The sequence below is a fragment of the Pseudomonas sp. PGPR N4 genome, from assembly GCF_059693665.1.
Map to the genome: position 1 here is coordinate 1,661,691 of NZ_JCAUKV010000001.1, position 11,976 is coordinate 1,673,666.

At 62.2% G+C, this 11,976-nt stretch carries 9 protein-coding genes; 5 read left to right on the top strand and 4 right to left on the bottom strand.

The features are described from left to right. Positions 1 to 24 precede the first annotated feature (24 nt). On the bottom strand, positions 25 to 369 hold the full coding sequence (locus AC58X1_RS07485) for a YggL family protein (RefSeq protein ID WP_101321297.1): 345 nt from the start codon (positions 367 to 369) through the stop codon (positions 25 to 27). 184 nt (positions 370 to 553) lie between these two features. Here AC58X1_RS07485 and dacB point away from each other — a divergent pair, with 184 nt between their 5' ends. Beyond that, on the top strand, positions 554 to 2,014 hold the full coding sequence (dacB, locus tag AC58X1_RS07490) for a D-alanyl-D-alanine carboxypeptidase/D-alanyl-D-alanine endopeptidase (RefSeq protein ID WP_101321299.1): 1,461 nt from the start codon (positions 554 to 556) through the stop codon (positions 2,012 to 2,014). 65 nt (positions 2,015 to 2,079) lie between these two features. Here the strand turns inward: dacB and AC58X1_RS07495 are convergent, their stop codons facing one another. Both AC58X1_RS07495 and rlmKL read right to left on the bottom strand, forming a co-directional pair. Further along, positions 2,080 to 4,437 (bottom strand): sensor domain-containing diguanylate cyclase, encoded by a 2,358-nt coding sequence (locus AC58X1_RS07495; RefSeq protein ID WP_497428585.1) that lies wholly within the window; start codon positions 4,435 to 4,437, stop codon positions 2,080 to 2,082. A gap of 101 nt (positions 4,438 to 4,538) precedes the next feature. After that, a complete protein-coding gene (rlmKL, locus tag AC58X1_RS07500; protein WP_181087663.1) occupies positions 4,539 to 6,740 on the bottom strand; it encodes a bifunctional 23S rRNA (guanine(2069)-N(7))-methyltransferase RlmK/23S rRNA (guanine(2445)-N(2))-methyltransferase RlmL in 2,202 nt (733 codons plus the stop codon). Positions 6,741 to 7,286: 546 nt separating this feature from the next. Between rlmKL and rmf the strand changes: the two genes are divergently transcribed. Beyond that, positions 7,287 to 7,502, top strand: a complete 216-nt coding sequence (rmf, locus tag AC58X1_RS07505) for a ribosome modulation factor (protein WP_101321305.1) — start codon at positions 7,287 to 7,289, stop codon at positions 7,500 to 7,502. 97 nt (positions 7,503 to 7,599) lie between these two features. Here the strand turns inward: rmf and AC58X1_RS07510 are convergent, their stop codons facing one another. Then, positions 7,600 to 8,625 carry a quinone-dependent dihydroorotate dehydrogenase gene (locus AC58X1_RS07510; protein WP_101321307.1) on the bottom strand — a complete coding sequence of 342 codons (1,026 nt, stop codon included), beginning with the start codon at positions 8,623 to 8,625 and terminating at the stop codon, positions 7,600 to 7,602. A 138-nt stretch (positions 8,626 to 8,763) separates the two neighbouring features. Between AC58X1_RS07510 and AC58X1_RS07515 the strand changes: the two genes are divergently transcribed. From AC58X1_RS07515 to AC58X1_RS07525, 3 genes are all read left to right on the top strand, one after another. After that, positions 8,764 to 9,978 (top strand): CmpA/NrtA family ABC transporter substrate-binding protein, encoded by a 1,215-nt coding sequence (locus AC58X1_RS07515; RefSeq protein WP_497428586.1) that lies wholly within the window; start codon positions 8,764 to 8,766, stop codon positions 9,976 to 9,978. Positions 9,979 to 9,989: 11 nt separating this feature from the next. Continuing rightward, positions 9,990 to 10,565 (top strand): ANTAR domain-containing response regulator, encoded by a 576-nt coding sequence (locus AC58X1_RS07520; protein ID WP_101323076.1) that lies wholly within the window; start codon positions 9,990 to 9,992, stop codon positions 10,563 to 10,565. Positions 10,566 to 10,758: 193 nt separating this feature from the next. Then, positions 10,759 to 11,970 (top strand): nitrate/nitrite transporter, encoded by a 1,212-nt coding sequence (locus AC58X1_RS07525; RefSeq protein WP_101321311.1) that lies wholly within the window; start codon positions 10,759 to 10,761, stop codon positions 11,968 to 11,970. The last annotated feature ends 6 nt before the right edge of the window (positions 11,971 to 11,976 follow it).

The window sequence follows — 11,976 nt, forward strand, 5'->3', positions numbered from 1 at the left end:
GCCGACAGCGCCCGCCAGGCTGGATCAGGAAGCCGAGTTGATCGGCTTTTCCGGATACCAGGCGTCGAGCAGCGGGCTGACTTTGACTTCGGTCAGCTCGTTACGGCCCTTGAGCCACGCTTCGACAGCAGCACGTTGCTCTTCGCTGACCGAGCCACGTTCGGCCAGGCAGACCAGACCGAAGTCATCGCCGCCGACGTAGTCCAGGCCGTTGGCGTCCATGGCTTCTACCAGGAAGGCGTCGAGGAAGGCATCGATGGCTTCTTCAGACAGGTCTTCCTTGAAACCAAGGTTCAGTTCGAAGCCCAGCTCCTGGAATTCATCTACGCAGAGTTTTTTGCGCAGACGGCGGGAACGGTTGGTAGCCATGAAACAATCCTCTTAAGTAATTACGGGCGGCACTTTACCAGTTTCCGGGGCGCAGCGGCGCTTTTGTGTCGAACCCGGCACATACAGGACGCGCTTGGGGCATAATGCCCGCTATATTTCGATCTGGGGCCACCATCTTTTACAGCCCCGTTATTTCCCCCTCGCCCGCAGGGTTTTCCTACTTATGATCAAAGCGCTCCGCCCACTGCTGCTCGCCGGCCTGATGCTGCCTCTGGCCATGCCCACTCAGGCCGCCGTCAACACCACCTTGCCGCCCAAGGTGCAACAGGCTCTCAAGACCAACAAATTGCAGGATAACGCCCTGTCGCTGGTCATGCTGCCCCTCGATGGCCCCGGTACGGCAACGGTGTTCAACGCCGATGTGTCGGTCAACCCGGCCTCAACCATGAAACTGGTTACCACCTACGCCGCCCTCGAGCTGCTTGGCCCGACCTTTCAATGGAAAACCGAGTTCTACACCGATGGCACCCTGAGCAATGGCGTGCTCAACGGCAACCTGTACCTCAAGGGTGGCGGCGATCCCAAACTGAACATGGAAAAGCTCTGGCTGCTGATGCGTGACCTGCGCGCCAACGGCGTGCGCACCGTCACCGGTGACCTGGTGCTGGACCGCAGCCACTTCGTGCAGCCCAACCTGCCCCACTTCGACGATGACGGCGGCGACACCAACAAGCCGTTTCTGGTCAAGCCAGACTCGTTGCTGGTCAACCTCAAGGCGCTGCGTTTCGTTGCTCGCAATGACGGCGGCAAGGTCATGATTGCAGTCGAACCGCCGATTGCCAGTATCCGCATCGACAATCAGGTCAAGGCGGTCGCCTCCAAGCAGTGCGCCGGTGAGGTCCGCTATAACCCGCAGGTCAGACCAGACGGTGTCACCGTAGTGGTCAGCGGCCAATTGGGCGAAGGCTGCAACTCGCAGACCTATCTGGCCCTGCTCGACCACCCCGCCTACGCGGCAGGTGCCGTTCGCGCAATCTGGAACGAACTGGGCGGCACCATCCAGGGTGGCGATCGCATCGAGAACGTGCCGAAAAGCGCCCGAGTACTGGCGCGGGCATTCTCGCCCGACCTGGTCGAGGTGATCCGCGACATCAACAAATACAGCAACAACACCATGGCTCAGCAGCTGTTCCTGAGCCTGGGCGCGCAGTTCCGTACCGATGCCGATGGCGATGACGCGCGCGCCGCACAACGGGTCGTGCGTCAGTGGATGGCGAAAAAAGGTATCACCTCACCGCACCTGGTGATGGAGAACGGCTCTGGCCTGTCTCGCGCTGAACGTGTCAGCACACGTGAAATGGCCACCCTGCTGCAGGCGGCCTGGAACAGCCCTTACGCTGCTGAATTCATCAGCTCGATGCCGCTGGTGGGCATGGACGGGACCATGCGCAAGCGCCTTAAACGCACTGCCATGACCGGCCAGGCGCATATCAAGACCGGCACTTTGAATACCGTGCGCGCAATCGCCGGCTTCAGCCGCGACAGCAACGGCCACACCTGGGCAGTGGCGGCGATCCTGAATGATCCCAAGCCATGGGGTGCGTCACAAGTGCTTGATCAGGTGCTGCTTGAGCTGTATCGCCAGCCGAAACTGAATACTGGTACCGCCGCATCGGGGCTCTGAAGCAAGCAGTCTGAGCAGCGCGTGCCAGCCGCCGCGGCGCTGCTCGGCAGGCAGATCAGGCCGACTTAAGGCTGCACTACTTCAACTCGGTCGCGGCCACCCTGCTTGGCCGCGTACACCCCGGCATCGGCGCGCAGCAGCAGCGCATCGGCGCCCTCCCCCGGGTGCCAGGCAGCCACGCCGAAGCTTGCCGTGACCTTGCCGACCCCGTTGATCACCAGACTGCGTACCCCCTGCCACAGCTCCAGCGCCAGGGTGCGCGCCTGCGCGATATCGCTACCTGGGCACAGCACCATGAACTCCTCGCCGCCGAGCCGGCAGAACACGTCTGTACGGCGCAGACGATGGCTGATGTGCTGGCACAGGCTGCGCAGGACATCGTCACCTACCGCATGCCCATGCTCATCGTTGATGCGCTTGAAGTGATCGACATCGAGCATGATCACCGCCAGCTCCAGGCCATCACGCGCGGCGCGATCAAGCTCGATCTTCAGCCGCTCCTGGAAGTAGCGGCGGTTGTGAATACCGGTCAACACGTCGGTAATCGATAGCGCCCGCAGCTCGTGCTCGACCCGCTTGGGCTCGGAAACATCGGTCAGATAGCCATGCCACAAGGTGCATCCCGCCTCGCCTAGTTCAGGCGTGGCCTCACCGCGCACCCAGCGCAAACCGGCCTGCGGCAGAATCACCCGATACTCTTCGCGCCACGGGGCAAGGTGCTCTGCCGAGTGACGGATCGAGCGCAGCACCCGCTCCAGGTCATCAGGATGAATCCGCTCGGTAATCGGCGCCGCATCCTCACGCAGCTGATGCAGGTCGATCTCGTAGATGTCGAACAAGCCCTGACTGGCGTAGGGGAAACATGTATGTCCAGACGCATCCAGACGGTACTGATAGATACCTCCGGGCACTTCGGCACTGAGCTTCTCCAGCAGCCGATCACGCACCGCCAGTGCCTCATGCACGCGGCGCCGTTCAGTGACATCAATGCAGATTGCCAGGTAGCCGACCCAACGGCCGTGCTCATCGAGCACCGGGCTGACCAGCATGGTCGCCAGCAGCTGGCTGCCGTCGCTACGTTGCAGGGTCCATTCGCCAGGCTGGTTGTCCGCGGCCTGCGCCGCATCGGCAAAGATTGCCTGAGCGCAGCTGATGTCGCGGCCGTGCTGCTGGCTCAGGGCCTGGGCGCGCTGGTGCAACTCGTCGGCCTGAATCAGCGCGGGCAGATCAAGCCGGCCGACCACTTCGCTGGCGGCATAACCCAGCATGCGCTCGGCGCCAGCATTGAAGGTGATGATCCGGCCCTCGAGGTCAGTGGCGATAATCGCCACCTGAGTTGCCGCATCGAGCACGCTGCGCAGTTGGTTATGGGTGCCCCTGAGGGACTGCTCACTGATGCGCAATTCGGCCGTGCGCTGCTCGACCAGCTTCAATGCGCGCTGGCGCTGGCTGAGCACGCTGTACAGCAAAGCGCCGAGCAGCACGCTCAGCAGCGCCCCAAGTATCGCGACCGCCGGCACCAACGATGAACGATTGGCGTGGACGAAGCTTTGGCTGGGACGAATCAGCATCTGATAGGGATAACCAGCCAGCTGCAGTTGACGGGCACTGACCATTGCCAGCGGCGCTGCCGGGTTGAGCGACTGGTACAGCAGGTTTTGCCCGCTGCCATCGCTGATGCGCACCACCAGGTCGTCGTCCGTTGCAGCTGACACACCCTCGCTGACCAAGCGCTGCAAGTCGAGCAGGACAATCACATAGCCACTGGGTACACCGTCGCCTGCAACATTGGCGAAGACTGGAGCAAGCATCATCAGCACTACCGCCGCAGGCTGCTCTGGCAACTGCCATGGCGCGGACACCGCCATGCTGCCTGGGGTAGTCGCGCGCACCAAAGTGCTTTGCACGCGTCTCAGGTTGAACAGCTCCAGGCCAGAAGGCAGCCCAGGCAGATTGGAAGTTTGCACAAAGCGTATGGGGTAGGCGTGGCCACGCAATGCTAAGGGCTGTACCTGCGTCTGGCCGCCAGCATCAATGGACGCATTGTGGACAGCCAGTTCGGCACTCGCCCCCCACCTGGCGGTGGCAACGGCGGGCGCCCAGGCGTAGGCCAAAGTGCGCTGCAACAGCGGTTTGACGTAACCCTGAAATTCGCCTGCGGTGACGTTATCGGAATAACTGAAAAAGCGCCGCAGGCTATCCAGGCGCTGTTGCTGGTCTGCCAGGCGTTCGGCAATGCGGCTGTAGCGGTCTGCGGCCAGCAGCTCGAAGCGCTGGCGCAGTTGCTGTTTGGAGAAGCTGTACGCGGCGGTCGTCAGCGCCGCCGTGAACAAAGCGCCGCTGATTACCGCAAGCAGCGCCAACGCCCAGGCCGGTAATGCCTGATAGAGCAGGCCAAACACATTCGCACGCACCTTCGACATAGAGCGATCTCGTCACGTCAGCGTCCTGCGAATTGTTCAGCCCTGACTATTTATAGCTATTGGCCATTAGCGGCGCAACTCCGACATTACCCAGTGCTACTTCAACGCAGTTGCAAGCGCCAGGCACGGTGGATCTTGCTGTTGCGAGCAAAGTCCGGATCAACCGTCTGCGCGCTTATTTCTTCCACGGCATACCGCGCGCTCACGCTCTCGTCGAGCTGGAACTTGCGGAAGTTGTTGGAGAAATACAGCACACCGCCAGGCGCCAACCGGGCCAGGGCCAGGTCAAGCAACTGCACGTGGTCGCGCTGCACGTCGAACACCCCTTCCATGCGCTTGGAATTGGAGAACGTCGGCGGGTCGATGAAGATCAGGTCGTAGCTCTCGCGGCAGCTCTCCAGCCAGGCCATGACGTCACCCTGCTCCAGGCGATGGCGATCGGAGTAGCCATTGAGCGAGAGGTTGCGCCGCGCCCAATCGAGGTAGGTCTTGGACAGGTCGACGCTGGTGGTCTCGCGTGCGCCGCCCTTGGCCGCATGCACAGTCGCCGTGGCGGTGTAGCAGAACAGGTTGAGGAAACGCTTGCCGGCCGCCTCGCGCTGGATGCGCATGCGCATCGGACGGTGATCGAGGAACAGCCCGGTGTCGAGATAATCGGTCAGGTTGACCAGCAACTTGACGCCGCCTTCGCTGACTTCCTGGAAGCGCCCTTCAGTCGCTTGACGCTCATACTGGCGAGTACCGCTCTGACGCTGACGGCGCTTGAGCACAATACGCTGCTGATCGATGCCCAGTGCCTGCGGGATCGCTGCAAGCACATCGAGCAGACGCCCTTGGGCCTTTTCTGGATCGATAGTACGCGGGGCGGCGTACTCCTGAACGTGCACCCAATCCTGGTAGAGGTCGATCGCCACAGCGTATTCGGGCATGTCGGCGTCATACAGGCGGTAGCAGTCGATCTGTTCGCGGCGGGCCCACTTGCCCAGCTGCTTGAGGTTCTTCTGCAAGCGGTTGGCAAACATCTGCGCACCTTCAGAAAGGCGTGCCGGCTCGTTGACGACTGCCACCGGGCGATCGCTGTCAGCTTCCTGGGCCTCGACAGAACGACGCTCGCCGGAGACACCCGTGACGAACTGATCAGGCTGGATCTTGAACAGCAGCAGTTTGCACGGCAACGCGCCGTTCCAGAACGCATACTGTTTGTGGCTGCGCACACCCATACGCTTGCCCAGTTCAGGCGCGCCGGTGAACACCGCCGCCTCCCAGCCCAGACACGCCTGGCGCAGGCGCTCGCCCAGGTTCTGGTAGAGGTAGAGCAAGCTGGCCTCATCGCCCAGACGCTCGCCGTAAGGCGGGTTGCTGATGACCAGACCTTTCTGGTTCTGGTCCGGACGCGGTTCAAACGTGCCGACCTCACCCTGGTAGATCTTGATCCAGTCGCTCAGGCCGGCCCGTTCGACGTTGTTGCGGCCCGGCTGAATCAGCCGTGGGTCGGCTTCGTAACCGCGAATCCACAGCGGCGGCTTGGCCAGGCCGGCTTCGGCGCGCTGGGTTGCTTCGTCATGAACCTTGCGCCACAACGCCGGCACGTGGCCAAGCCAGGCGCTGAAGCCCCAACGCTCGCGCTTGAGGTTGGGCGCAATATCGGCGGCGATCATCGCGGCCTCGACGAGGAAGGTACCGACACCGCACATCGGGTCAGCCAGCGCGCCGCCTTCGGCAGCAATGCGCGGCCAGCCGGAACGAATCAGCACCGCTGCGGCGAGGTTTTCCTTGAGCGGCGCGGCGCCCTGCTGCAGGCGATAGCCGCGCTGGTGCAGGCTGTGCCCAGAGAGGTCGAGCGAGAGGATCGCTTCACCACGATCCAGACGCAGGTGCACACGCATGTCCGGATTCAGCTTGTCGACCGACGGGCGCAGGCCGTCTTTGTCGCGCAGCTTGTCGACGATGGCGTCCTTGACCTTCAGCGCACCAAAGTGGGTGTTGTCGATGCCCGAACCATGCCCGCTGAACTCCACGGCCAGCGAGCCATCGGCGAGCAGATGATCCTGCCATTCGACGGCATTGACGCCGTCGTAGAGGTCATCGGCATTTTTCATCGCAAAACGTTTGAGCACCAGCAGTACGCGGTTGCCCAAGCGGGACCACAGGCACAAGCGATAGGCGGTTTCCATGTCGGCCTCGCCACGAATGGCCGAGGTGTGCTCACGCACGTCCTCAAGGCCGAGGCCTCGGGCCTCATCGGCGAGCAGGCCTTCTAGGCCCTTGGGGCAGGTGAGGTAAAGTTCGAAACGGTCCGACATGAGTAATCCAGTGCCTATGGCTATTTGAGTGACGGGACGACGCATCGTCCGTCAGGGTTTTCCCGAGCGCCCTTTTCAGGCGCTCGGGTGGCCTTGCGTGATTCGCGAAGGCCTGGCCGCCCGACAATTGTGCATGCACCCAAGGGTGAAAGCAGCCTTTGATCGTCGAGCAGTACGAAAAATTCTTGCGCCAGGTCATTAAAGTGACCCTTCGTCGCATTTCAAATTAATTCAGCCGTTTTTTGACGACGCTGGCCAAATAGCGGCCAGTGCGGCTAAACCCCGATCACAGCGGGCATTTGCCCAAACAAGGTTGAGTCGCATTTATTTACTTATCACTTCACCTACAGAAACGTTACGTCCTTATGACAAAACGATCATTCACACTGTGACTTTCATTGGTTAGAACTGACCACAGGCCGCTTCGCAACGAAACGGCACTTCAAGCTCGCCACGCCGGCAGCGAGCGCAAACCGGCAGAAAGATTCTGCCCGGCCTCTGTGAGGCCGACGGGACATTACAGTCAACAAGTGAGGGCAACACCCTATGAGAAGACTTAAGCGTGATCCGTTGGAAAGAGCATATTCACGTGGCTACCAGTATGGGGTCACCGGCAAATCTCGCGAACTTTGCCCCTTCACCCTAGCATCTGTACGTCAGGCCTGGATAAACGGCTGGCGCGAGGGTCGCGGAGATAACTGGGACGGCATGACCGGCACTGCTGGCATTCATAGACTCAACGAAAATCACGCCGTTGGCTGATCAAGGAATCTGAATTCGAGTCACCATGCACGCCCCATCCGGGCGGCGGGCTGCGGCCCAGGGGCCCCTTAAAGGGGCCCTTTTTTATGCCCGCTGATCAACCCCGTGGCATTGCTGCAATGGCATCGACTGCTTCGCGAATCAGCGCCGGGCCCTTGTAAATGAAGCCCGAATAGATCTGTACCAGGCTGGCACCGGCAGCGATTTTCTCAGCTGCGTGACGGCCTTCGGTGATCCCACCTGCGGCGATGATCGGCATCCGCCCGGCCAACTCCCCTGCCAGCACCTTGACCGTATGGGTACTCTTGGCCAGCACTGGCGCACCCGACAGGCCACCGGCTTCAGCGCCATACGGCAGGCTCTCGACGCCTTCACGGGACAGCGTGGTGTTGGTTGCGATCACTGCATCCATGCCCGACTCCAGCAGCGCCGCAGCTACCAGCGCGGTTTCTTCGTCGGTCATGTCCGGGGCAATCTTGATCGCCAGCGGCACACGCTTGGCATACTCAGTGGCAAGCTGCTCGCGGCGCACCGCAAGTGCATCCAGCAACTGCTTGAGCGAGTCACCGAACTGCAGCGAGCGCAGGCCCGGGGTATTCGGCGAGCTGACATTGACGGTGATGTAGCTGGCGTCGTTGTAGACCTTCTCCAGGCCAATCAGGTAATCGTCGACCGCGCGCTCGACCGGCGTGTCGAAGTTCTTGCCGATGTTGATCCCCAGCACGCCATCGAAGCGCGAGGCACGCACCCGCTCCAGCAGGTGATCGACGCCCAGGTTGTTGAAGCCCATGCGGTTGATGATCGCCGTTGCCTCAGGCAGACGAAACAGCCGCGGCTTGGGGTTGCCCGGCTGCGGGCGTGGCGTCACGGTACCGATTTCGACAAAGCCGAAGCCCAGCTGGGCAAAGCCATCGATGGCCGCGCCGTTCTTGTCCAGACCCGCCGCCAGCCCGACCGGGTTGGCGAAGTTCAAGCCCATCACCGTCACTGGCGATGGCGCCGGCTGCTTGCACAGCAGGCCATTGAGCCCCAGCCGGCCACCGGCACCAATCAGGTCCAGGGACAGGTCGTGGGAGGTTTCCGGAGAAAGCTTGAACAGCAGCTGGCGGGCCAGGTTATACATGGGCGGGCAAGACTCGGGGATGAGTGAGGGGGCGATTATAGCCAGCACGCCGCTGGTGCGACAGGCCTTTGCTGACCGTCTGGCATATGCCTTGCTTCAACAGCAGGCACAGCCTATTCGGTACAGGCGAGGATTTTTGTGAATACAGCTCCCCACGCAACACCTCTGGCCTGGGTCAACGGTAGTGACGCGCCGGAAAAACCCAGCCTCGATATCGGTTTCATGGCCCTTACCGACTGCGCTTCGGTAGTGGTAGCCGCTACCCAGGGCTTTGCCCAGCAGCAAGGCCTGACCCTCAACCTCAAGCGCCAGGCCTCATGGGCCGGCATGCGTGACAAGCTGGTCAGTGGCGAGCTGGATGCAGGGCATTGCCTGTATGGCCTGATCTACGCCGTGCACCTGGGCATCGGCGGCAGCGCCCGCCGCGATATGGCCGTGCTGATGGGTCTGAACCAGAACGCCCAGGCCATCAACCTGTCACCCGCCCTGCAGCGCAAAGGCGTGACCAGCCCTGAAGCACTGGCAAAACTGGTGCACCAATCAGGGGCGAAGCTGACCTTTGCCCAGACATTTCCTACCGGCACCCACGCCATGTGGCTGTATTACTGGCTGGCCAGCCAGGGCATTCATCCGCTGGACGACGTCGCCAGCGTCGTGGTGCCGCCCGCGCAAATGGTCGCCCATGTACAGGCCGGTCGCATCGATGGCTTCTGCGTCGGCGAACCGTGGTCAGCCCAGGCGGTGGCCGAGGGCCAGGGCTTCACCCTCGCCACCAGCCAGTCGATCTGGCCGGACCACCCGGAAAAGGTCCTTGGCTGCGCGCGAGCGTTCGTCGAGCTGTACCCCAACAGCGCCCGCGCACTGGTCAAGGCGATATTGGCCGCCAGCCAGTTCATCGAGCAGAGCCAGGAGAATCGCCGTAGCACGGCTCATCTACTGAGCGGCAGTGCCTACCTGGATACCGCAGTGGCGACGATTGAACCGCGCCTGCTCGGCGACTATCAGGACGGGCTGGGCAATCACTGGCAGGACCCCCACGCACTGCGCTTTCATGACCAAGGTCGGGCCAACCAGCCCTACCTGTCCGATGGCATGTGGTTCATGACCCAGTTCCGCCGCTGGGGTTTGCTGCGCGAAGACCCCGACTACCTGGCGGTCGCCAACCAGGTGCAGCAGCTAGCCCTGTATCGCGCTGCTGCCGCTGAGCTCGGCTTGCCAGGCGACGTATCAGCAATGCGCAGCAGCCTGTTGATCGACGGCATCCGCTGGGATGGCAGCGACCCGCATGGCTACGCCCGCAGTTTTCACCTGCACGCCATGACACCGGCGCCTAGCGCCCATCTCGCTCGGTGAAGGGGCTGAACATGCTACGGATCCTGTTGATCGACGACACAGAAAAAAAAGTCGGCCGGCTCAAGCTGGCACTGATCGAAGCCGGCTTCGAGGTCATCGAGGCCACGGGCCTGACCATCGACCTGCCTGCCTGCGTCGAAACGGTGCGCCCGGACGTGGTCTTGATCGATACCGAGTCACCGGGGCGTGATGTCATGGAGCAGGTGGTGCTGGTCAGCCGCGATCTGCCGCGGCCGATTGTCCTGTTCACCGACGAACACGACCCGGATGTGATGCGCCAAGCGATCCACGCCGGGGTCAGTGCCTACATCGTCGAGGGCATTCAGAGCAGCCGGCTGCAGCCGATTCTGGATGTAGCGATGGCCCGCTTCGAGAGCGACCAGGCGCTCAAGGCCCAGCTGTTGGCGCGCGACCAGCAACTGGCCGAGCGCAAGCGTGTGGAGCATGCCAAGGGCTTGCTGATGAAGATGAAGGACTGCAATGAAGAGCAGGCCTACACCCTCATGCGCCGCCAGGCCATGAGCAAGCAGCAGAAGCTCATCCAGGTGGCGGAGCAGATAATCGCCATGCACGAGTTGCTCGGCTGACACGGATGCCACCTAAGGGGTTGGCCCGGCTTTTGCTCTGCAATCACTACAGGTAGCCAACGGCGGTTGCCACAGTTTCCGACAAAGACGTCGCTCACCCCTCCATCAAGATGGATCGGGTAGCGGCGTCTTTTTCGTTCCAGCCCAGCACAGCCTGGGCATGACAACCGTTGCAAGCCGCGTGAGGTGTTCGATGAATACGAGCTTCTGGAAATCCGGGCATGTGCCTACCCTGTTTGCTGCATTCCTGTATTTCGACCTGAGTTTCATGGTCTGGTACCTGCTCGGCCCGATGGCGGTGCAGATTGCCACCGACCTGCAGTTGACCCCACAAGAGCGCGGCCTGATGGTCGCCACGCCCATCCTGGCCGGCGCCCTGCTACGCTTTGGCATGGGTCTGCTGGTCGATCGTCTGTCGCCCAAAACCGCTGGACTGATGGGCCAGGTGGTGGTGATCGTGGCGTTGGCCTGCGCCTGGCACTGGGGCGTGCACAGCTACGAACAAGCCTTGCTGCTGGGAGTTTTTCTCGGATTTGCCGGCGCTTCGTTCGCCGTGTCACTGCCGCTGGCCTCGCAGTGGTACCCGCCGCAGCATCAGGGCAAAGCGATGGGCATCGCTGGCGCCGGCAACTCCGGCACCGTCTTCGCGGCGCTGCTGGCGCCGGCCCTGGCCGCAGCCTATGGCTGGAACAACGTGTTCGGCTTCGCCCTGATCCCGCTGCTGCTGACTCTGCTGGTGTTTGCCCTGCTGGCCCGCAACGCGCCGCAACGACCAAAACGCAAAGCCATGGCCGACTACTTCAAGGCGCTGGGTGATCGCGATAGCTGGTGGTTCATGTTCTTCTACAGCGTCACCTTTGGCGGCTTCATTGGCCTGGCCAGCGCCCTGCCGGGCTACTTCAGCGACCAATATGGCCTGAACCCGATCACTGCCGGCTACTACACCGCGGCCTGCGTGTTTGGCGGCAGCATGATGCGCCCGCTGGGCGGCGCTCTGGCCGACCGCTTTGGCGGCATCCGCACCCTGCTCGGCATGTATGGCGTAGCTGCGGTATGTATCGCCGCGGTCGGCTTCAACCTGCCTAGCGCCACGGCTGCGCTGGCTCTTTTCGTCAGCGCCATGCTTGGCCTGGGCGCCGGCAATGGCGCAGTGTTTCAGCTGGTGCCGCAGCGCTTCCGCCAGGAAATCGGAGTAATGACTGGCTTGATCGGCATGGCCGGCGGCATCGGTGGCTTCCTCCTGGCCGCAGGGCTGGGCATGATCAAGCAGCACACCGGTGACTACCAGCTGGGTCTGTGGCTGTTCGCAAGCCTGGGCCTGCTGGCCTGGTTTGGCCTGCATGGGGTCAAACTACGCTGGCGCACCACCTGGGGCTCGGCTGCGGTTACCGCAGCGCGGGTATAGGGCAAA

What these genes read in the sequence shown, in the direction of transcription:
- AC58X1_RS07485 (WP_101321297.1), bottom strand. Translation starts at nt 369, where the DNA reads ATGGCTACCAACCGTTCCCGCCGTCTGCGCAAAAAACTCTGCGTAGAT.
- rlmKL (WP_181087663.1), bottom strand. Translation starts at nt 6,740, where the DNA reads ATGTCGGACCGTTTCGAACTTTACCTCACCTGCCCCAAGGGCCTAGAA.
- dacB (WP_101321299.1), top strand. Translation starts at nt 554, where the DNA reads ATGATCAAAGCGCTCCGCCCACTGCTGCTCGCCGGCCTGATGCTGCCT.
- rmf (WP_101321305.1), top strand. Translation starts at nt 7,287, where the DNA reads ATGAGAAGACTTAAGCGTGATCCGTTGGAAAGAGCATATTCACGTGGC.
- AC58X1_RS07495 (WP_497428585.1), bottom strand. Translation starts at nt 4,437, where the DNA reads ATGTCGAAGGTGCGTGCGAATGTGTTTGGCCTGCTCTATCAGGCATTA.
- AC58X1_RS07520 (WP_101323076.1), top strand. Translation starts at nt 9,990, where the DNA reads ATGCTACGGATCCTGTTGATCGACGACACAGAAAAAAAAGTCGGCCGG.
- AC58X1_RS07510 (WP_101321307.1), bottom strand. Translation starts at nt 8,625, where the DNA reads ATGTATAACCTGGCCCGCCAGCTGCTGTTCAAGCTTTCTCCGGAAACC.
- AC58X1_RS07525 (WP_101321311.1), top strand. Translation starts at nt 10,759, where the DNA reads ATGAATACGAGCTTCTGGAAATCCGGGCATGTGCCTACCCTGTTTGCT.